The following is a 20,561-nucleotide window of genomic DNA, read 5'->3' on the forward strand; positions in this document are numbered from 1 at the left end:
TAAAGAAATTACTTGCGCAATAAAATGAAATACTGTGAAAGTAAACGATCCAAACTTTCACAGTATCACTTAACTAATCGTTATTCGGCCGAAACTTCTTCAGCTGAAACAATTTCACCATTTTCCAATTTAAGCATCAAAGCTGGTTTAATGGGATTATGTTCCTCATCAAAAGAGAAGGTACCTGTAATCCCTTCGAAATCTTGCGTTTCCCCAATTGCTTTTATAATGGCTTGTCTGTCTGTAGAGCCTGCGCGTTCAATCGCATCTAGCAATAGATTAGACGCATCATACCCTAAAGCAGCAAAAGTATCAGGTTGCTTACCAAATTTTTCAGAATAATCATCGATAAACTGTTGGGTTTTTGGATCATCATTTCCTTCATAAAAATGCGTTGTAAAGTAAATATCCGTTGCATTCTCAGCACCAGCTAACTCGATTAATGTTTTACTATGGTAGCCATCTCCACCAATGATTGGTTGTGTAATCCCCATTTCGCGTGCTTGTTTAATAATTAAGCCTGTTTCTGTATAGTAACCAGGGATATACAGAATATCAAAGTCTTGCGCTAGTAAAGTTGTCAGAATCGCCGAAAAATCTGTATCTCCCGATGTGTACGACTGAGTATTTAGGATACTTCCACCATTTTCTTCAAATCTTTGCGTAAAACTATCTGCCAAACCTAGTGAATAATCTAAAGCTTGATCAGTTATAATAATCGCTGAATCTGCTGTTAAAATTTCGGAAGCATATTCTCCTGCAGCTAGGCCTTGAAATGAATCTTCGAAACAGACTCTAAATAAGTATTCTAAAACACTCCCATCCTCAGCTAAAGTTAATCCATCCCCTGTTGAAGCACCTAAGATGGTTGGCATCTCACCTTCAGTAATAATTGGTATGGCAGCTTTGGCTACCCCCGTCGCAGTTGGTCCAATAATCCCTACTACATCTTGAGATATTAATTTAGTCGCAACTGATGCGGCTTCCGTTAAGTCTGATTGATTGTCGGTAATCAATAATTCGATGAGCTGTCCGTCTAGTAGACCCCCTGCATCATTCTTCTGTTCAATTGCTAATTCTAATGCTTCAGCAATTGGTGTACCATAAGCCGCAGCCGCACCGGATAATTCTAAGTTACCACCAATTTTTATTGTGTCTTGTGCGTAAGTGGTTTGCGTTGTTAATAAAGCTGTCGATAATAATAAGCCTGTAAGTAACGTTTGTCCAACTTTTCTGATATTCATAATAGTTCCTCCTAATTTTTATCTGTGTATTTTTAAGCTTTTAAGCAAGCACGTGTGTTTCAATAACAACAAAAAGACCTAACCAGATTTCTAAAAATCTAGTCAGGTCTTTTAAATAATGATACTTATCCTAACTGCACAAAAGACAGCTACCGGTGGCCACCATGATAAGAACCGTTTATTATATTACACCCGAATAGATTTTCGTCCATCTATGCGGGCAACACCATAAGGCCTCCTCGTCATAGATACTTAAAGTACCACGACGACGACGACGTTATATGATGTATTCGCTTGTAATAAATTAAACTGATTCATACGCTTTGCCTCCATTAGAATAATTGATAACCTTATATTAAAACCTTCTCATTCCATTGTCAACTGTTTTAATCAAAAAATCATTTTATTTTTATAATAGCGTCTTCCCTCTAAGTGACAGGTTTTTCTGAACAGTCAAATCATGCCTTAAATTAAAAAAGCTCGGGACACTATCGTATCCCGAGCAGAGTTTCTAATGATTATTCTGCTGATACTAATTCAGCGTTTGTAATTTCACCATTTTGTAATGTAATCATTGTCGCTGGTTTAACCGGGTTATGGTTTTCGTCAATCGCGAAAGTTCCTGTTACTCCGGCAAATTCTGTCGTTGAAGCAATCGCATCTTTGACAGCTTCTGGATCTGTAGAGCCCGCTCTTTCTACTGAGTCGATTAATAACATTGCCGCATCATAACCCAAAGCAGCAAAACCATCTGGTTCTACGCCAAATTTCTCTTCATAAGCAGCCATAAATTCCACTACTACAGGCTCTTCTGATTCAGATGAGAAATGGTTAGTAAAGTAAATATCATTAACGTTTTCAGCGCCCGCTAATTCAACCAATGTTGGTGATGCAAACCCATCGCCCGCTAAGATTGGTTGCGTAATTCCCATTTGACGTGCTTGTTGGATAATTAATCCACCTTCTGTATAGTAACCTGGTACATATAATACATCAAATTCTTGCACTAATAATGATGTTAAAACAGCTGAGAAATCTGTATCACCACTTGTATAGGATTCATTAGCTACAATGGTTCCGCCAGCTTCTTCAAACTGAGTCACAAACGAGTCTGTTAAACCTTGTGAGTAATCTAATGCTTGGTCAGTTAAAATAGCGGCAGTTTGAGCCTCTAATGTTTCTGTAGCATAAGCAGCAGCTGCTGCCCCTTGGTAAGAGTCTTCAAAACATACTCTAAACAAATATTCTAATACACTTCCACTATCGTCTAAAGTAATACCATCCCCAGTTGCAGCTGGTAAAATAACTGGAATACCTGCTTCTTCAATAATAGGAATTTGAGCATTGGCTTGGCCTGTTGTTGCTGGTCCAACAATACCGACAACACCTTCTCCAACTAAACGTGTCGCAACAGAAGCAGATTCTGTTAATTCAGATTGGCTATCAAAAATAATTGCTTCTAATTGTTGACCCTCTAAGACGCCACCTTCAGCGTTAACTTGTTCAATCGCTAATTCTAACCCGTTAGCCATTGCTTGTCCATAGGATGCTGCTCCGCCGGATAATTCATAGTTTGCTCCAATTTTTACTGTCTCTTGCGCTAAAGCGGTTGTACTGGCTAATGAACCAACAATTGCTACACTTGCTAAAAAGGTTAATCCAATTTTCTTTAATCTCATGTTATTTCCTCCCATTAATTCGTTCATGTCTGAATTATAAGATATTCATGGCAAGTTTACAAGGTGTTTTTTCATATTAGTCACATTTTTATCATTAAATTCTAATTATTTGGACTTTATATTGATTTTAGGCATTTAAACGCTGATTTTTGATACTTTTCTCATTTATGGCGTTTTTTATAACAAAAAACTACCGACATAAGATCGATAGTTTAACAATTTAGTATCTAAGATTAGCAAGCTAATTCATTATTCCTCACGTGTTGTTAAATGTGCTTTGATGTGTTCGATGAAATGCTTCAACACTTGTACCCTCGCATAGTACTTATCTTGCCCCGGCACAATATACCAAGGCGCATGGGGCGTATTCGTGCGTACTAACATTTCGTTCATCGCCTCAATGTATTCATTCCACTTTTCTCGATTGCGCCAATCCTCAGAAGTAATCTTATAATTCTTTTCGGCTTCATCTAATCTTGCTTGGAAACGCTTCGCTTGCTCGTCGGCATCGATATATAAGAAAAACTTCAGCACGACAGTCCCGTGATTCGTTAACACGGCTTCCATCTGATTAATTTCATCATATGCACGCTCCCAAGCCGTTTGATGAACAAAGCCTTCAACTCGCTCCACAAGGACACGTCCGTACCAACTACGGTCGAAAATGACCATCTCATTATCTTGAGGCATTTCAATTTGAAAGCGCCAGAGATAATGAAACAAACTCTCCACTTGATTAGGGGCATTAATTCCATAAATTTTATAACTTCGCGGATCTATGTGACGAGTTAAGCGTTTAATCGCACCACCCTTACCAGCAGCATCCACTCCTTCAAAAGCTAATACAATCGGAATTTTCTTCACATAACACTCATACACCAATTCTGAGGCTTGTTTTTGTAATGTTTCTAATTGCTTATCATATTCTTTATTGGATAACTTTAAGGTGATATCTACTTCATCAAGTGGCAAACTATCCGCATTAAATACGTGTTGCGGTAAATCATCTTTGCCACTGCGTCTTAACGTAATCTGTTCGATACCCGCTGTAATTTGTTCAATGACTAATCCTAAAACAGTCTTCGATGCCAATTTTAAATCTTCTGCAGCGATAATATTCCAATGACTGTAAGGTAAATCCGTCGCCTTGAGCACTTTATCAAACCATTCTTGGTGACCGCAATAGTCATCATTTTGTCGATAGTCTTCGTCTGACAGGAGTAATTGGTTACGATTAGACTTTTCTAAACGCTTGATATTTTCTTTCTGAGTTTCTTCTGTGACATTTAGAAACAATTTAATCACAATTGTTTCATCATCAATCAACATTTTCTCCAATGATAAAAGCTCATCGACTCTTTGCGAGAGTTTCTCATCCGTTCGCTGATCATGATTAAACACTTGGTAGTAAAAACTACGGTCGTATACCACCATCTCGCGACGACTTGGTATCTTGCGCCAGAAACGCCAAACACTTGGATAATCTTGCTCTTGTGCATTCGGTTGCTCAAACACTTCCACTCGAACATAACGAGGATCTAGTTCACGTGTCAAATCATTGATGACAAACCCCTTACCTGAACTTTCCCAACCATCCACTAATATTAAAACAGGAATATCGAGACGCTGAACAATTCGTTGTAATTGATCCAACTGGTCGCCTAATGCTGAACGCTTGAAATTATCATATCGATTGTCTACTTGATCAAAATCAAAATCTTTAAGCATCAAATCTTCCTTTCTTACGTGTCTAAAGCGCCCTGATCTTATAACTCAATATCAAATTGCAATTCAAATTCATCTTCTGTCAGCAATTGTGTAAAAACGTAATTCCCCACTAACATTAACAATTCCTCCGTCGCATCAACAATTCTTCCTTTGGCCGTTACAGCTCCTTGATGAATCGCTCCATCTTCATGTGCAAGAAAACATCCTTTTTGCTGGTTAATCTCACCTTCAAATTTCATAAATCCTCGAAAAAGCACCGGTACACTGTCAGTATCCTCCATCTCGTAAATTAAATGATGAACTTTAGCAGACCCCTTACAATTTGGTCCGTCCAATTCGTAAGCATACTCCACCAATCTCACTGGATAACCGTCAACATCCGTATGCACCGAATGTTCCATCCGATTGACCACTTTACTTTTCAACTTAATCATCATGCTCTTCACCCCTTAACAAGCTATTAACTCCATTCTAACACTTACATCATCAACTATAAATTAAACTACACCAAGACCAAATAGGACAAAAAAAACAGACGGCCTTTCGACCCGTTTTTCTGCCCTATTCATTAGGATACAATTCTTTTTGTTTAATCCTACCACTTACTCCATTTAACTTAATTTAAGCGTGTATAGTGATAAGCATTACGTGCTGTCCCATCACCAACATAAATAACACCACAATATTTAAATCCAAATTTCTCAATGACATGAATCATTGGCTGATTCAAATGATGGGTATCAATTTTTATATTATTATAATGATCAATCACCCACTGCATGCAATGTTGCCCTGTCCCTTTTAATTGGCCACTCGTACTTATCCGGTGAATCGTCACATAAGGAGCATCATTTAACCATTGTCCGCCTTCAACAGTCGTATAAGTAGGATCTTCACCTTCTAATGCCGCAAAGGTAGCGACAATCGTTCCCACAGGTAAATCAGTCTGATCCTTTTCATCGACGACACACACATAGCTAAAACCAGCCATCAGATCTTTCATTACTAACTCACGTCCAGGATGTCCCTTTCGCCATTGATTAGGATTTCCTGTTTTAAGTTGAACTTGACGACCATGTTCAAATATTTCAAGAATTCGTTCAATATCTTCTTTTACTGTATGCCTTATTTTCATCCGAACACCTCAACGCTTTAGAATTAATGTCCTTATTGTATCACAGCTTCCTCATTAAGCACTAATAAAATAAAACAGAGCACCGACCAGCCTCAGCGGTCAATGCTCTGATAATTATCGTTAATTGAAAGGATTTTGCTCGTATTCTACTTTCATGAGATATAAGCCTTCTGGAGAAGCAGTTGGGCCTGCTTCATTCCGATCACGCACTTCAAGTAAACGATCCATCTCTTCTACAGACTTTAAACCATCACCAATCTGTAAAAGTGTGCCTACGAGAATTCGAACCATATTATAAAGAAATCCTTGGCCTTTAAACCGAAAGCGTAATTCCTGAGTCACCTCATCAAAATAAACCTCAGCTTCATAAATTGTCCGAACTTTATTTTCTTTATCGGTTTTCGTAGAACAGAAACTGCCAAAATCATGGGTGCCAATAATTTTCTGGATTGCTTCCTGCATCGCTTCTAGACTATAACGGTAAGGGTGATGCAAAGTATAAAGTCTTTTAAAAGGATCTGGAAACCGACTGGTATCTACCCGGTAAAGATATTCCTTTGAAATAGCATGATATCGCGAATGAAAATCGTTCGCAACATGCGCTACTTGAACTACTCGAACTGAGGGGTCTAGAATACTATTTAATGCTCTCAACATCGAATCAGTCTTAATAGCGACCGGATAATCAAAATGAAGCACTTGTCCTAAGGCATGAACCCCTGAGTCTGTACGTCCCGAACTTGATGTTGGAATATGTTCCCCTTTAGGTAACTTCGCCATCAGAACTAGAGCTTTCTCGAATTCAGCTTGAATACTGGGTCCATTGGGTTGAACTTGATAGCCCACATAATTCGTGCCATCGTATTGAATTTTCACCGCAAAACGTGGCATCTTACTTCCTCCTATAATGAAATAAAACGTAAGGCTATTAAGACTATTGTGATTGCTAAGTAACCTAAGCACACATATAAATCATTACGATCGAAATCTAATTGGCGATACTTAGTACGCCCTTCGCCACCACGGTAACCACGTGCTTCCATGGCTGTAGCCATTTCTTCAGCACGGTTAAAGGCACTGACGAATAAAGGAACTAGTATTGGAATAATAGCCTTCATTCGATCAACAAAATTTCCTTGGTTAAATTCAACGCCACGTGCTCTCTGGGCATTCATGATTCGTTGGGCTTCATCCATCAATGTCGGTACATAACGTAACGCGATTGACAACATTAAGGCGATTTCGTGAGCCGGGAAACCAAATCGAGCTAATGGACGGAGTAAATGTTCGATTCCATCCGTTAGTTCTAATGGTGCAGTTGTCAACGTTAATAATGTCGACATCATAATAATTAAAACTAATCTGGCAAAGATAAATGCCCCATTCATTAGACCAGCAGATGTAATCTGAAAGACCCAAAACTGCAAATATACTGTCCCACCTGTGGTAAATAATACTTGAAATACGACTGTAAATAGAATTAACCAAATTAAAGGCTTCACTCCATTCAAGAAGAACTTGATATCAATCCCACTCAACCAGATCGCAAAAAACGTAAAGAGTGTAAGTAATAGATAGGATAACCAGTTATTCGCCAAGAAAATAATCAGAATAAAATAGAAACTGCCAAGCAATTTCGTTCTAGGATCTAACTTATGAACGAAGCTGTTCGACTTAATATAACGACCTAATAACATTTTTTCTAGCATTTACTTACGCCTCCTCTGTCTGATTGAATGCTTTGATATTAATCAAATAATCCGCTAGTTCTTCAACCGTTAAAGGGGCTTGCTTCACTTCTGGAAGAAGCAAATCCGTTTGTTCAGTAATTCGTGTTTTAAAGGCCATTGCTTGGGGTAGACTCAATTGTTTTTTATCTAACCATTCAGCATCTTCGAATACTTGGGCTGGGCTACCATTCTTGACCATCGTCCCTTTTTCCATCACGATCACATTATCTGCATATTTAGCTACATCATCCATCTGATGTGTAACAAGTACGAGCGTAATGTTCATTGTCTTATGTAAGTTAATAAACATTTCCATCATATTCTTGTGACCTAAAGGATCTAAGCCTGCCGTTGGCTCATCCAAAACTAACACTTCTGGTTCTAAAGCGAGCACACCAGCAATCGCTACACGGCGCATTTGCCCTCCACTTAAATCAAAAGGTGAACGCTCATATAAAAACTCTGGTATACCGACTAGTTCTAGTTTCTCTTTAGCAATACGCATGGCTTCATCTTCGGAAACATCGAAATTTAAAGGTCCAAACATCACATCTTTTAAAACAGTTTCTTCGAATAATTGAGCCTCAGGAAACTGAAAGACTACTCCCACTTTTTTACGTAAAGGTTTCAATGTCTTGTGTTCGGAAGTTGAGGTAACTTTCTCTCCAACGACGGTTACTGACCCTGATGTGGGACGTAAGAGTACATTCAAGTGCTGAATCAAAGTAGACTTACCAGAGCCTGTATGACCAACAATCGCTGTTACTTTATTCTCCGGAATTGCTAAATTAACATTATGCAAAACATCCACAGCAAAAGGAGTGTTTGGACTATAAGTAAAACTTACTTGATCAAATATGATTTGATTAACCATTCAAATAGCGCCTCCTCATTTAAATAGGTATCTGGCAGTTCAACTCCACGCTGAATTAAAGCTTGTTTTAATTTTTGCGCAAATGGAACATCTAGTCCCATAGTGACTAAATCATCACCTAATGCAAAAATATTCGCCGGAGTATCACGGTTCATTATTTTCCCTTGATTCATCACAAAGATTCGGTCAGCATAACTTGCTTCATCAATATCATGAGTAATAGAAATCACTGTTAAATTAAACTCTTTTTTTAGTTCTCTAATGGCAGCTATCACTTCTCGACGACCTAATGGGTCAAGCATAGCAGTTGCTTCATCAAGAATAACTACATCTGGACGTAAGGCAATAACACTCGCTAGTGCTACCCTTTGCTTTTGACCACCAGATAAACGGGCTGGTTCATGTTCACGGAAATTTGAAATACGGACTTGTTCTAATGCGTCTTCAATACGTGTTAACATTTCTTCACGAGGGATGCCATTGTTTTCCAAACCAAACGCAATATCATCTTCAACCGTTGCTCCGACAAATTGATTATCCGGATTTTGGAAAACCATTCCTACAGCACGACGAGCGTCCCAAACAGTTTCTTCATTTAAAAGTTCTCCGTTAATATGGACTTGACCTTCATAAGGTACTAATAAGCCATTGATAATCTTGGCTAATGTCGACTTCCCTGATCCATTCGGTCCTATGATCGCTATCCATTCACCTTTCTTAATTTCCAATGAGACATCTTGTAAAGCGTCCGTTTCATTGTTCGGATACTGAAAGGATATATTATTTAATGCAATGATTGGTTGAGACATTCCATCCACTCCCTATCTCTAATTATTGGTTCACAGAATATGTAAAAATAAACCTTCGCTAAATACTAGTGGTTTTCTTTCATACTTAAAGTGTCATTCAATCTTTCGTCCTTGTCAAACAACAAATATAAAGAATCACATTTTAAGTATAAAAAAAACACTTAAACGATGAATAGCACGTGATTGAGACCAACTATAAAAATTGACCTCAATCATTGAATAATAGTGATTTTAACTGATTATTCGTGCTATAGAGCTAGACTAATAAACAATATTTATTAATCGTAACACTCTCCATCATAAAAGTGAATCACATAGAGCAATTATACTAACTCTAAGATTACCATTGGTGCAGCGTCTCCACGTCTAGGTCCTTTTTTAAGGATGCGTGTATAACCACCATTACGGTTCTCATAGCGTGTTGCGTAAGTATCGAATAAACGATCTAGAACACGTTCGATTACTACCTTATCATCTTCAATTCTAGCGTCAGCAATTTCATTGCGTAAGAAAGCTGCTGCAGCACGACGTGATGATAAATCGCCTTTTTTAGCCAAAGTAATCATTTTATCAACTGTTTTACGAACTTCTTTAGCGCGAGCTTCAGTTGTTTCGATACGTTCGTTAATGATAACGTCAGTTGTTAAATCGCGTAATAATGCTTTACGTTGCGCACTTTTACGTCCTAATTTACGGTATGCCATTAAAATTTTCCTCCTTTTCTAACAAATGAAAAGTTTAGTCTTCTTCACGTAAACCTAACTCTAGACTAGCTAACTTATTCTTAACTTCTTCAAGTGATTTACGTCCGAGGTTACGTACTTTCATCATTTCAGACTCAGTCTTATTCGTTAATTCTTGGATAGTATTAATACCAGCACGTTTTAAACAATTGTATGAACGAACAGATAAATCTAATTCTTCAATTGTCATGACTAGCATTTTTTCTTTTTCTGCTTCTTCTTTTTCAACCATGATTTCAGCTTGACGTGCTTCATCACTTAAGTTCACAAAGATATTTAAATGTTCAGTTAAGATTTTAGCAGCTAAACTTAATGATTTCTCAGGACTGATTGAACCGTCTGTCCAGATATCCATTGTAAGTTTATCGTAAACATTTTTCTGTCCGATGCGTGTATTCTCAACTTGATAATTTACTTTATGAACAGGTGTATAGATAGAGTCAATTGGTAAGACTCCAATAGGCATATCTTCACGTTTATTATGTTCTCCACGAACATAGCCACGTCCATTTGATACATTTAATTGAATATCTAATTGTGCACCTTCAGCTAAAGTACAAATATATAAATCTGGATTTAGAATCTGTACTTCATTATCATGAATGATGTCTGCAGCGGTAACAGTTTTGGGACCAGTAACATTTAATTCGATTACTTTGTCTTCTTGAGTGTGAAGTTTCAATGCAAGTTCTTTCAAATGTAAGATGATTGTTGGGACATCCTCAACCACACCTTTTACAGTTGCAAATTCATGCAACACTCCATCAATCTGAATGCTAGTAACAGCAGATCCAGGCAAAGAAGATAATAAAATACGACGTAATGAGTTTCCAAGGGTTGTGCCATAACCACGCTCTAGTGGTTCAATGACGATTTTTCCATATTTGGAATCGTCACTGACTTCAATCGTTCTAATTTCTGGTTTTTCAATTTCGATCATTGATTATTCTGCCCCTTTCAAAACGTTATGTTTCAATGATAATTTAGATGCATAATATGTAGACAAACAATGTCACAATTATCATTAGACACGGCGACGTTTTGGTGGACGACAACCGTTGTGTGGAATTGGTGTTACGTCACGAATTGCAGTTACTTCTAGACCAGTAGCTTGTAAAGAGCGGATTGCAGATTCACGACCTGAACCAGGACCTTTTACAGTAACTTCTAGTGTTTTCATGCCATGTTCCATTGCTCCTTTAGCAGCAACTTCTGATGCCATTTGAGCAGCAAATGGTGTAGATTTTTTTGATCCACGGAATCCTAAAGATCCAGCTGATGACCATGAAATCGCGTTACCATTTACATCTGTAATCATAACGATTGTGTTGTTAAAAGTAGAGCGAATATGTGCAATACCTTTTTCAACATTTTTTCTTACACGACGGCGTCTACGTGTTTGTTGTTTTTTTGCCATGAAGTTTTTTACCTCCTTCATCTAAGTTATGTTAATTATTTTTTACCAGTGATTGATTTTTTAGGTCCTTTACGAGTACGGGCGTTGTTTTTAGTGTTCTGTCCACGTACAGGTAAATTACGACGGTGACGGTTTCCACGGTAAGAACCGATTTCTTGTAGACGTTTAATGTTTAAGCTTACTTCACGTCTTAAGTCACCTTCGACTTTTAATGCATCAATGATACCACGGACACGATCTAACTCATCGTTAGTCAAATCTTTCACACGAGTGTCTTCTGACACGTTAGCTTCAGCTAAGATGTTTTGAGCAGTTGTGCTTCCGATTCCGAAAATATATGTTAATGCAATAACTACGCGTTTTTCACGCGGAATATCTATTCCAGCAATACGAGCCATATATCTGTTTGCCTCCTTATCTTACTTATTAACCTTGACGTTGTTTATGTTTCGGGTTTTCACAAATGACCATTACTCGTCCGTTACGGCGAATAATTTTACATTTCTCACAAATTGGTTTTACTGATGCTCTAACTTTCAACTATGTCCCTCCTTAACTACTTGGCGGATGGTCTTATTTAAAGCGGTATGTAATTCGTCCACGCGATAAATCATAAGGAGACAATTCAATTGTTACCTTATCACCTGGTAGAATACGAATGTAGTTCATTCTAATCTTACCTGAAACGTGAGCTAAAATTTCATGCCCGTTTTCTAATTCAACCTTAAACATTGCATTTGGTAAAGTTTCAATGACTGTACCTTCTACTTCGATAACATCATCTTTAGCCATTATTACTTCCTCCTTTTAACAATCTTTTTACTGATATACAAAACAAGTGACGAAATAAATCTATTTCTCTAATATTGTACGAATCTCACGGTAAACTTCCTCAATTGATTGTTCACCATTGATTTTGTGTAATAGACCGCGTTGGTTGTAATAATCAAGTATAGGTCGAATTGATTCCATTTGAAGATTAATTCGATGTGCTACTCTTTCAGGTTTATCGTCTTCTCTTTGATAGAAATCATGTGACCCGCAGTTATCGCAAACACCATCCTCGGTAGGAGGATTGTAAATTTTATGATAAGTCGCGCCACACTCTCTACAAATGATACGTCCACTTAAACGAGCTTTTAAGACATCAGGATCAACATCAATTAGAATAACTGCATCGATTTGAGTATCTAAAGTATTCAAGTTTTCTTCTAATGCTTCAGCTTGCACTTTAGTACGAGGATACCCGTCTAACATGAAGCCTGTCGCTTTAACATCAGCCTGTGCTAATCTTTCGCGAACTAAACCATTAGTTACGTCATCTGGAACTAGATCACCACGGTCTGTGAATGATTTAGCTTCTAATCCAAGAGGTGTTTCATCTTTGATTGCTTGTCTGAAAATATCACCAGTTGAAATATGAACGATATCATAATCTCTAGTAATTTGTTCACTTTGAGTACCTTTACCTGCACCCGGCAATCCCATTAATAATATATTCATCTTTATCTTCCTTCGTTTTTTAATACGTTTTATTCTTGAAGAAATCCTTGGTAACGACGTTTTACCATTCGACCTTCAATTTGTTTAGCTGTTTCAATTGCTACTCCAACAACGATTAATAAACTTGTACCACTAAGTGATATTTGCATTGGTACGTTCCATATAAAACCAATTGCAATTGGCATTACCGCGATAAACGTTAAGTAAAATGCACCAACACCACTTAACCGATTGATAAGATTTGTAATATACAATTCTGTATCATGTCCAGGTCTCACGCTTGGTATATAAGCGCTTTGTTTCTGAAGGTTTTCAGCAACTTTCTCTGGATTGACTTGTACTAGAGCATAGAAATATGCAAAAGCAATAATTAAAATTGTATAGAAAATAGCACCAAGTGGGTGTTGAAGACTAAATAAATTTACAATAAATTGCATCCAAGTACTATTTGGATCTGTATCCATAAATCCAAGAATAGTTTCAGGTGTTGTAATAAATGACGATGCAAAAATTACAGGAATAACCCCAGCGGAATTAATTTTTAAAGGTAAATGAGCAGTATGGCTTGCGCCAGATACTTTTTTCGAGTGATGAATCGGAATACGTCTTTGTGCTCTTTCCATTAAAACAACAATTACAATCAGCACAACAATTACTAAGATCACTGCTAATAAAATTAGAATGTTCATTCCTAATTGATCGCCTGCATTCACAATGCTTGTAGAAACATAACTGTAAATTTCTTTTGGAACTTCTGCAACAATCCCTGCGAAAATTAACATTGAAACACCATTTCCAATTCCGTTACGAGTGATTTGCTCACCTAACCAAATTAAGAACATTGTTCCAGCTGTTAATACTAAGGCAATTGTAAGATAAGTTGCCACGCTTGGGTTTCTCACTAAGCCTAAACCTGATAATTGGTTAAATCCGACTGAAATTCCCACCGATTGTACAAATCCTAAGACAATAGCTGTGTAAGTAGTCGTTTGATTTAACTTACGACGACCTACCTCACCTTGTTTTGCCCATTCGGTCAACTTAGGAATAATATCCATCTGTAACAATTGAATGATAATTGAAGCCGTAATGTAAGGCGAGACACCCATCGCAAAAATAGAGTATCTTTGTAACGCCCCACCGCCGAAAGTATTCAATAGTCCAGCCAAACCACCATCGGTAAGCGACTGTATTTCTGCTGCATTCACACCAGGAACTGGAATATGAGACCCAAGCCGAAAGACTGCAAGAATAAATAATGTAAACAATATTCTTTGACGTATATCCTTAATGGTGAAGGCATTCTTCAAAAATGAAAACATTAAATCACCTCGATTGATCCACCAGCTGCAGTAATTGCTTCTTCTGCTGCTTTGGAGAATTTAGCTGCTTGTACAGTTAATTTTCGTTCCAGTTGTCCCTCACCTAAAATTTTAATACCTGATAATTCATTTTTTACGATTCCAGCTTCGATTAATAGAGCTGGGTTTACTGTTGTACCATCTTCAAAACGGTTTAAAGTTTCTAAGTTAACAACAGCATAGTCTTTACGGTTAACATTGTTGAATCCACGTTTTGGAATACGTCTGAACAATGCTGTTTGTCCACCTTCGAATCCTAAACGCACTCCACCACCTGAACGTTGTTTTTGTCCTTTTGATCCACGTCCAGCTGTTTTCCCGTTACCAGAACCTTGACCACGACCTACACGGTTACGTTCTTGTCTAGATCCTTCTGCTGGTTTTAATGTATGAAGTTTCATTAATTGGCACCTCCTTATACTAGTCTACAGTAATTACGCTTCTTTTACTTCTACTAAGTGACTGATTGTTTGAACCATACCACGAATCGCTTCGTTATCAGGTTTAACAACTGCTTTATGCAATTTAGTTAAGCCTAATGCTTTAGCTGTATCGACTTGGTTTTGAGGACGTCCAATCAAGCTACGCTTTAAAGTGATTTCTAAGTTTGCCATTGTACAGTCCTCCTTATCCTAATAGTTCTTCAACAGTTTTGCCACGTAGTGCAGCAACTTCTTCGACAACTTTTAATTGTTCTAAACCTTTAACAGTTGCACGAATCATGTTGATTGGGGTATTTGACCCTAATGATTTACTTGTTATATCAGCAACGCCCGCTAATTCCATAACGGCACGAACTGGACCACCTGCAGCAACTCCCGAACCGGCAGTAGCTGGTTTTAATAACACACGTCCACCACAGAATTCTCCGATAGTTTCATGTGGAATTGTAGTACCTGACATTGGTACAGCGATTAAGTTTTTCTTAGCAGATTCTACAGCTTTACGAATTGCTTCTGGTACTTCTTGTGCTTTACCTGTACCAAAACCAACGTGACCATTTTTGTCACCAACTACGACTAAAGCAGAGAAACGTAAACGACGTCCACCCTTTACTACTTTAGTAACACGGTTGATCGCAACTACACGCTCTTCGATTTCTCCTAGATTATCTGGATTGATAAATACCATGAATAGGTGTCCTCCTTTTCTTAAAATTCTAAGCCGTTTTCACGAGCTCCGTCAGCTAAAGCTTTAACACGTCCGTGGAATAAATATCCACCACGGTCAAATACAACTTTCTTGTATCCATTAGCTATAGCACGTTCAGCGATTAATTTTCCAACTGCAGTTGATTGCTCAACTTTAGTTCCTTTTTCAATTGCTGAATCATTACTAGAGGCACTTGCAAGCGTCACACCCGCTACGTCATCAATTAATTGAGCGTAGATGTTAGTATTCGAACGGAATACGTTCAAGCGTGGGCACTCAGCAGTACCAGAGATTTTGTTTCTTACACGATTATGTCTTTTTTGACGTAATTTGTTTTTATCTGGTTTAGTAATCACAATTGTCACCTCTTTATCTTAATTTTTAATGTATATATATAGGAGATACGATCAGGTAAATTATTTACCTGTCTTACCTTCTTTACGACGTACTAATTCGTCAACGTAACGAATACCTTTACCTTTATAAGGCTCTGGTGGACGTACCGCACGGATATTAGCAGCTAATTCGCCAACTTTTTCTTTGTTGAAACCTTCAACAATGATTTTTGTGTTAGCAGGTACTTCAACAGAAACACCTTCTGAACCTTCGAATTCGACCGGATGAGATAGACCAACGCTTAATACAAGTTTTTCTCCTTGTTTTTGAGCACGGTAACCAACACCGATTAATTCTAATTCTTTTTTGAAGCCTTCAGATACACCAATAACCATGTTATTGACGATAGAACGAGTTGTTCCGTGTAATGAACGGCTAAGTTTAGATTCGTTAGGACGAGTGAATACTACTTCGTTTTCGTTAACTTCAACTTGGATGTTGTGGTTTAACTCACGAGTTAATTCGCCCTTTGGTCCTTTGACAGTCACTGTATGACCATCGATTTCTACGGTTACGCCAGCTGGGATTGTTACAGGTTTTTTACCAATACGACTCACAGGGCTGCACCTCCTTGTTTAATTTTATAATAATTTGGTAGGATTACCAAATGTAAGCTAATACTTCTCCACCAACGCTTTGTTGACGTGCTTGTTTATCAGTTACAACACCTGTTGATGTTGAGATAATTGCTATACCTAAACCGTTTAACACTTTAGGTACATCCTCTGATTTAGCATATACACGTAAACCTGGTTTAGAAATACGTTTAATACCAGTGATTACTTTTTCGTTGTTACGACCGTATTTTAAGAATACTTTAATTACGTTTTGTTTGTTATCTTCAGCTACCTCGTAGTTTTTGATGAAACCTTCTTGTTTTAAGATTTCAGCAATCGCTACTTTCGCGTTTGAAGAAGGAGCAGATACAGTTTTGTGTCCTACGCTGTTTGCGTTACGGATACGTGTTAGGAAATCTGCGATTGGATCTGTCATTACCATTTATGTTTACCTCCTTAGTTACTAATATTCGTCAAAATTACCAGCTAGCTTTTCTAACGCCAGGAATTTGGCCCTTGTATGCTAACTCACGGAAGCAAATACGGCAAAGTTTGAATTTACGGTAAACAGAATGTGGACGACCGCAACGCTCGCATCGTGTATACTCTTGCACTTTGAACTTCGGTGTACGTTTGTTTTTTTCTCTCATCGATGTTTTAGCCATTAATTATTCGCCTCCTTATTATTTTTTGAATGGCATGCCAAGTTCTTTTAACAAAGCATGTGATTCTTCGTCTGTGTTTGCAGTAGTTACAATAACAATGTCCATACCGCGAACTTTATCTACATTATCGTAGCTGATTTCAGGGAAAATTAATTGTTCTTTCACACCTAAAGTGTAGTTACCGCGACCATCGAAAGATTTATTGCTAATTCCTTGGAAGTCACGAACACGTGGTAATGAAACAGTAATTAATTTATCTAAGAAATCATACATTCTTTCGCCACGTAATGTTACTTTAGCTCCAATTGGCATACCTTCACGTAGACGGAAGCCTGCAATTGATTTTTTAGCTTTAGTGATGATTGGTTTTTGACCAGTTAATAATGTTAGTTCATCGACAGCTTTGTCTAAGTTTTTAGCATTAGTAGTCGCATCGCCAACACCCATGTTTACAACAATTTTGTCTACTTGAGGTACTTGCATAACTGAAGTATAGTTAAATTGTTCAACTAGTTTAGCTGTTACGTCATTTTTATATTTAGCTTTTAAACGGTTTTCCATTTAATAGGATCCTCCTTCCACGGATTAGTTAATTGTTTCGTTTGATTTTTTTGCAAAACGAACTTTTTTTCCATCTTCGAAACGATAACCAACGCGTGTTGCTTCTCCTGATGTAGGATCAACCAACTTCACATTAGATACATGGATCGGTGCTGAAATTTCTTCAATTCCACCAGTAGCACTTTGAGATGGTTTAGTATGTTTTTTTGCAATGTTTAAGCCTTCAACGATTACTTTGTTTTTAGCTGGTAAAGTTTTGATAACAGTTCCTGTTTTCCCTTTATCTTTACCTGCAATAAGTTGAACTTTATCGCCAGATTTGATACGCATGAATTGTTTCCTCCTTTGTGTGTAATTATAAAACTTCTGGAGCTAATGAAACAATCTTCATATAGTTGTGATCACGTAATTCACGTGCAACTGGTCCAAAGATACGCGTACCGCGGGGACTCTTATCATCACGAATAATAACACATGCGTTTTCGTCAAATTTTATATAAGATCCGTCTTTGCGGCGAGCTCCTGATTTTGTACGTACGATTACTGCTTTAACAATGTCACCTTTTTTGACAACTCCACCTGGTGTTGCTTGTTTGACCGTTGCAACAATCACATCACCAATATTTGCTGTCTTACGACCTGATCCGCCTAAAACCTTAATTGTTAAGACTTCACGTGCTCCTGAGTTATCGGCAACTTTTAATCGACTTTCTTGTTGAATCATTTCGATGTCCTCCTTCCGAAATTAACTAATGTATTAGATAACGACTGCTTTTTCAACAATCTCTAATAAGCGGAAGCGTTTCGTCGCTGATAATGGACGAGTTTCCATAATACGAACGATGTCGCCTTCTTTTGCACTATTTAATTCATCATGTGCTTTATATTTTTTAGAGTATTTTACACGTTTACCATATTTAGGGTGTGTTTTACGAGTATCAACTTGAACCGTAATTGTTTTGTCCATTTTATCAGACACAACACGACCAAGGTAAACTTTACGTTTGTTACGTTCACTCATTCTATTTGCCTCCTTTTGCTAGTCTACTTAGACAATTCTTGCTCACGCAAGACTGTTTTGATACGAGCAATTGATTTACGTACGTGACGTAAACGGGCAGTGTTTTCTAACTGTCCCGTCGCCAATTGGAATCGAAGGTTGAACAATTCTTGCTTGAATTCTTTTTCTTTCTCAACCATTTCAGCGGCGGTTAGTTCTCTAATATCTTTAATTTGCATTCGATTCACCACCATATTCTTCGCGTTTTACAAATTTAGTTTTGATTGGTAATTTGTGAGAGGCAAGACGTAATGCTTCACGTGCTACTTCTTCCGATACACCGTCGATTTCGAATAAGATCTTACCACGTTTAACTGGTGATACCCATCCTTCTGGTGCTCCTTTACCTTTACCCATACGAACTCCGATAGCCTTAGACGTATATGATTTATGAGGGAAGATTTTAATCCATACTTTCCCACCACGTTTCATGTAACGAGTCATCGCAATACGTGCTGCTTCAATTTGACGGTTTGTAATCCATTTAGATTCAACCGCTCTTAAACCATAAGTTCCAAAGTCAACATTTTTGCCGCCTTTTGCTTCTCCGCGCATTTTACCACGGAATTCACGACGGTGCTTTACACGTTTAGGTACTAACATTGATTAGTTCCCTCCTTTCGTAGAATTTTTTTTCGCTGGTAAGATTTCACCGCGACAAATCCAAACTTTAACTCCTAATTTACCATAAGTTGTATCTGCTTCTTCCCAAGCGTAGTCGATATCTGAACGTAAAGTATGTAATGGAACAGTTCCTTCAGTATATGACTCAGTACGTGCCATATCTGCACCGTTTAAACGGCCTGAAACCATTGTTTTAACACCTTTAGCGCCAGCTTTCATAACGCGTTGGATCGCTTGTTTTTGTGCACGACGGAATGCTACACGGTTTTCTAACTGGTTAGCAATGTCTAATGCAACTAATTTAGCATCTAAACTTGGTTCTTTAATCTCAACAATATTAATGTGTACTTTCTTGCCTGTTAATTTAGTTAACCCAGCACGAACTGCATCAACTTCTGATCCACCTTTACCAATAACCATACCTGGTTTAGCAGTGTGAACAGAAACTACCACGCGGTTAGCTGCACGTTCGATTTGAATCGTTGAAACAGAGGCATCTGAAAGTTTGGTGTATAGGTATTCACGGATTTTTAAGTCTTCGTGTAGGAATTCTGCATATTTTTTATCTGCAAACCATTTTGCATCCCAGTCGCGAATGATACCAACACGCATACCTATTGGATGTACTTTTTGTCCCATGGATTAAGCCTCCTCTTTTTCTGATACCACAACAGTAATGTGGCTTGTACGTTTTAAGATTTGCGAAGCTGAACCTTTAGCTCTTGGACGGAAACGTTTCATCGTTGGTCCTTCATCCACAAATACTTCACTTACGTATAAGTTTTCTAAATCTAAATCATAGTTATGTTCAGCGTTTGCGATTGCTGACATTAGTACTTTTTCTACTACTGGTGCTGCGCCGTTAGGCGTGAATTTCAAAATTGAAATTGCTTCACCGATTTGCTTACCTCTGATAAGATCGACCACTAAACGAACTTTACGAGGGGCAATACGAACTGTTTTAGCTACTGCTTTAGCAGATGTAATTTGTTCTGTCATTTAAATTCCCTCCTTCGTCTAGCGTCTTTTCGTTTTCTTATCTTCGGCAACGTGACCTCTATATGTACGAGTTGGTACGAACTCACCTAATTTATGTCCTACCATGTCTTCTTGTACGTATACTGGCACGTGTTTGCGACCGTCATATACAGCAATCGTTAACCCAATAAAGTTCGGGAAGATTGTTGAACGACGAGACCATGTTTTAATAACTTGTTTTTTTGCGCTTTCTTGTTGTTCCTCAACTTTTTTCATTAAGTGAGAGTCAACGAAAGGCCCTTTTTTCAAACTACGACTCACAGTGTGTAGCCTCCCTTCGAATTG

The 20,561-nt window shown here is 37.9% G+C and carries 33 protein-coding genes; all 33 read right to left on the minus strand.

Features of this window, described 5'->3' with window-relative positions; all coding sequences use genetic code 11:
* Positions 1–80 precede the first annotated feature (80 nt).
* Positions 81–1,244 (minus strand): ABC transporter substrate-binding protein, encoded by a 1,164-nt coding sequence (locus ACTQ5J_RS12370; protein WP_441753393.1) that lies wholly within the window; start codon positions 1,242–1,244, stop codon positions 81–83.
* Between the two features lie 518 nt (positions 1,245–1,762).
* The gene (locus tag ACTQ5J_RS12375; protein WP_441753395.1) at positions 1,763–2,923 is read right to left on the minus strand and encodes an ABC transporter substrate-binding protein; all 1,161 of its coding nucleotides are present in this window, start codon (positions 2,921–2,923) and stop codon (positions 1,763–1,765) included.
* A gap of 249 nt (positions 2,924–3,172) precedes the next feature.
* Positions 3,173–4,651 carry a hypothetical protein gene (locus ACTQ5J_RS12380; RefSeq protein WP_441753396.1) on the minus strand — a complete coding sequence of 493 codons (1,479 nt, stop codon included), beginning with the start codon at positions 4,649–4,651 and terminating at the stop codon, positions 3,173–3,175.
* A 38-nt stretch (positions 4,652–4,689) separates the two neighbouring features.
* Entirely contained in the window at positions 4,690–5,088 is a 399-nt protein-coding gene (locus ACTQ5J_RS12385; RefSeq protein WP_441753397.1) for a DUF3224 domain-containing protein, read from the minus strand.
* A 179-nt stretch (positions 5,089–5,267) separates the two neighbouring features.
* The gene (locus ACTQ5J_RS12390) at positions 5,268–5,786 is read right to left on the minus strand and encodes a GNAT family N-acetyltransferase (RefSeq protein WP_441753399.1); all 519 of its coding nucleotides are present in this window, start codon (positions 5,784–5,786) and stop codon (positions 5,268–5,270) included.
* Between the two features lie 120 nt (positions 5,787–5,906).
* Entirely contained in the window at positions 5,907–6,677 is a 771-nt protein-coding gene (truA, locus tag ACTQ5J_RS12395) for a tRNA pseudouridine(38-40) synthase TruA (protein WP_441753401.1), read from the minus strand.
* Between the two features lie 11 nt (positions 6,678–6,688).
* Positions 6,689–7,495: an energy-coupling factor transporter transmembrane component T family protein gene (locus ACTQ5J_RS12400; protein ID WP_441753403.1), complete on the minus strand. Its 807-nt coding sequence runs from the start codon at positions 7,493–7,495 to the stop codon at positions 6,689–6,691.
* Between the two features lie 4 nt (positions 7,496–7,499).
* Positions 7,500–8,390 carry an energy-coupling factor ABC transporter ATP-binding protein gene (locus ACTQ5J_RS12405; protein ID WP_441753405.1) on the minus strand — a complete coding sequence of 297 codons (891 nt, stop codon included), beginning with the start codon at positions 8,388–8,390 and terminating at the stop codon, positions 7,500–7,502.
* Positions 8,360–9,199, minus strand: a complete 840-nt coding sequence (locus tag ACTQ5J_RS12410) for an energy-coupling factor ABC transporter ATP-binding protein (protein WP_441753407.1) — start codon at positions 9,197–9,199, stop codon at positions 8,360–8,362. Before ACTQ5J_RS12410 ends, ACTQ5J_RS12405 begins: the two co-directional genes overlap by 31 nt.
* 323 nt (positions 9,200–9,522) lie before the next feature.
* Positions 9,523–9,903 (minus strand): 50S ribosomal protein L17, encoded by a 381-nt coding sequence (gene rplQ / locus ACTQ5J_RS12415; protein ID WP_441753408.1) that lies wholly within the window; start codon positions 9,901–9,903, stop codon positions 9,523–9,525.
* A gap of 34 nt (positions 9,904–9,937) precedes the next feature.
* Complete coding sequence (locus ACTQ5J_RS12420; protein WP_441753410.1) at positions 9,938–10,882, minus strand: DNA-directed RNA polymerase subunit alpha; 945 nt, start codon at positions 10,880–10,882, stop codon at positions 9,938–9,940.
* Positions 10,883–10,966: 84 nt separating this feature from the next.
* On the minus strand, positions 10,967–11,359 hold the full coding sequence (gene rpsK / locus ACTQ5J_RS12425; protein WP_441753412.1) for a 30S ribosomal protein S11: 393 nt from the start codon (positions 11,357–11,359) through the stop codon (positions 10,967–10,969).
* A gap of 35 nt (positions 11,360–11,394) precedes the next feature.
* The gene (gene rpsM, locus ACTQ5J_RS12430; RefSeq protein WP_441753414.1) at positions 11,395–11,757 is read right to left on the minus strand and encodes a 30S ribosomal protein S13; all 363 of its coding nucleotides are present in this window, start codon (positions 11,755–11,757) and stop codon (positions 11,395–11,397) included.
* Between the two features lie 28 nt (positions 11,758–11,785).
* Positions 11,786–11,899 carry a 50S ribosomal protein L36 gene (gene rpmJ, locus ACTQ5J_RS12435; protein ID WP_153831128.1) on the minus strand — a complete coding sequence of 38 codons (114 nt, stop codon included), beginning with the start codon at positions 11,897–11,899 and terminating at the stop codon, positions 11,786–11,788.
* Between the two features lie 33 nt (positions 11,900–11,932).
* On the minus strand, positions 11,933–12,151 hold the full coding sequence (gene infA, locus ACTQ5J_RS12440) for a translation initiation factor IF-1 (protein ID WP_153831127.1): 219 nt from the start codon (positions 12,149–12,151) through the stop codon (positions 11,933–11,935).
* 60 nt (positions 12,152–12,211) lie between these two features.
* Positions 12,212–12,862 (minus strand): adenylate kinase, encoded by a 651-nt coding sequence (locus ACTQ5J_RS12445; RefSeq protein WP_441753417.1) that lies wholly within the window; start codon positions 12,860–12,862, stop codon positions 12,212–12,214.
* A 29-nt stretch (positions 12,863–12,891) separates the two neighbouring features.
* The gene (secY, locus tag ACTQ5J_RS12450; protein WP_441753418.1) at positions 12,892–14,184 is read right to left on the minus strand and encodes a preprotein translocase subunit SecY; all 1,293 of its coding nucleotides are present in this window, start codon (positions 14,182–14,184) and stop codon (positions 12,892–12,894) included.
* Complete coding sequence (rplO, locus tag ACTQ5J_RS12455) at positions 14,184–14,624, minus strand: 50S ribosomal protein L15 (protein WP_441753420.1); 441 nt, start codon at positions 14,622–14,624, stop codon at positions 14,184–14,186. The genes secY and rplO overlap by 1 nt, the downstream gene beginning before the upstream one ends.
* 33 nt (positions 14,625–14,657) lie before the next feature.
* Entirely contained in the window at positions 14,658–14,837 is a 180-nt protein-coding gene (gene rpmD / locus ACTQ5J_RS12460; RefSeq protein WP_441753422.1) for a 50S ribosomal protein L30, read from the minus strand.
* A gap of 13 nt (positions 14,838–14,850) precedes the next feature.
* A complete protein-coding gene (gene rpsE, locus ACTQ5J_RS12465) occupies positions 14,851–15,354 on the minus strand; it encodes a 30S ribosomal protein S5 (protein ID WP_441753424.1) in 504 nt (167 codons plus the stop codon).
* Positions 15,355–15,374: 20 nt separating this feature from the next.
* On the minus strand, positions 15,375–15,731 hold the full coding sequence (gene rplR, locus ACTQ5J_RS12470; protein ID WP_441753426.1) for a 50S ribosomal protein L18: 357 nt from the start codon (positions 15,729–15,731) through the stop codon (positions 15,375–15,377).
* Positions 15,732–15,791: 60 nt separating this feature from the next.
* On the minus strand, positions 15,792–16,328 hold the full coding sequence (rplF, locus tag ACTQ5J_RS12475; RefSeq protein WP_441753427.1) for a 50S ribosomal protein L6: 537 nt from the start codon (positions 16,326–16,328) through the stop codon (positions 15,792–15,794).
* A gap of 43 nt (positions 16,329–16,371) precedes the next feature.
* Entirely contained in the window at positions 16,372–16,770 is a 399-nt protein-coding gene (rpsH, locus tag ACTQ5J_RS12480; protein ID WP_441753429.1) for a 30S ribosomal protein S8, read from the minus strand.
* A 37-nt stretch (positions 16,771–16,807) separates the two neighbouring features.
* Entirely contained in the window at positions 16,808–16,993 is a 186-nt protein-coding gene (locus ACTQ5J_RS12485) for a type Z 30S ribosomal protein S14 (RefSeq protein WP_441753431.1), read from the minus strand.
* An 18-nt stretch (positions 16,994–17,011) separates the two neighbouring features.
* Positions 17,012–17,554 carry a 50S ribosomal protein L5 gene (gene rplE / locus ACTQ5J_RS12490; protein ID WP_441753433.1) on the minus strand — a complete coding sequence of 181 codons (543 nt, stop codon included), beginning with the start codon at positions 17,552–17,554 and terminating at the stop codon, positions 17,012–17,014.
* 24 nt (positions 17,555–17,578) lie between these two features.
* On the minus strand, positions 17,579–17,884 hold the full coding sequence (gene rplX / locus ACTQ5J_RS12495; protein ID WP_441753434.1) for a 50S ribosomal protein L24: 306 nt from the start codon (positions 17,882–17,884) through the stop codon (positions 17,579–17,581).
* 25 nt (positions 17,885–17,909) lie between these two features.
* Entirely contained in the window at positions 17,910–18,278 is a 369-nt protein-coding gene (gene rplN / locus ACTQ5J_RS12500; protein ID WP_441753436.1) for a 50S ribosomal protein L14, read from the minus strand.
* Between the two features lie 33 nt (positions 18,279–18,311).
* Positions 18,312–18,575, minus strand: coding sequence for a 30S ribosomal protein S17 (gene rpsQ / locus ACTQ5J_RS12505; RefSeq protein ID WP_441753438.1), 264 nt, complete (start codon positions 18,573–18,575; stop codon positions 18,312–18,314).
* A 23-nt stretch (positions 18,576–18,598) separates the two neighbouring features.
* Entirely contained in the window at positions 18,599–18,793 is a 195-nt protein-coding gene (gene rpmC / locus ACTQ5J_RS12510; protein ID WP_441753440.1) for a 50S ribosomal protein L29, read from the minus strand.
* Entirely contained in the window at positions 18,783–19,217 is a 435-nt protein-coding gene (rplP, locus tag ACTQ5J_RS12515) for a 50S ribosomal protein L16 (RefSeq protein WP_441753442.1), read from the minus strand. The genes rpmC and rplP overlap by 11 nt, the downstream gene beginning before the upstream one ends.
* A gap of 3 nt (positions 19,218–19,220) precedes the next feature.
* Positions 19,221–19,877, minus strand: a complete 657-nt coding sequence (gene rpsC / locus ACTQ5J_RS12520; RefSeq protein WP_441753443.1) for a 30S ribosomal protein S3 — start codon at positions 19,875–19,877, stop codon at positions 19,221–19,223.
* Between the two features lie 3 nt (positions 19,878–19,880).
* Positions 19,881–20,237 (minus strand): 50S ribosomal protein L22, encoded by a 357-nt coding sequence (gene rplV / locus ACTQ5J_RS12525; protein WP_441753445.1) that lies wholly within the window; start codon positions 20,235–20,237, stop codon positions 19,881–19,883.
* A gap of 18 nt (positions 20,238–20,255) precedes the next feature.
* On the minus strand, positions 20,256–20,537 hold the full coding sequence (rpsS, locus tag ACTQ5J_RS12530; RefSeq protein ID WP_441753447.1) for a 30S ribosomal protein S19: 282 nt from the start codon (positions 20,535–20,537) through the stop codon (positions 20,256–20,258).
* Positions 20,538–20,561: the final 24 nt, after the last annotated feature.

Source organism: Fundicoccus sp. Sow4_F4, assembly GCF_052116145.1.
Classification (GTDB): domain Bacteria; phylum Bacillota; class Bacilli; order Lactobacillales; family Aerococcaceae; genus Fundicoccus.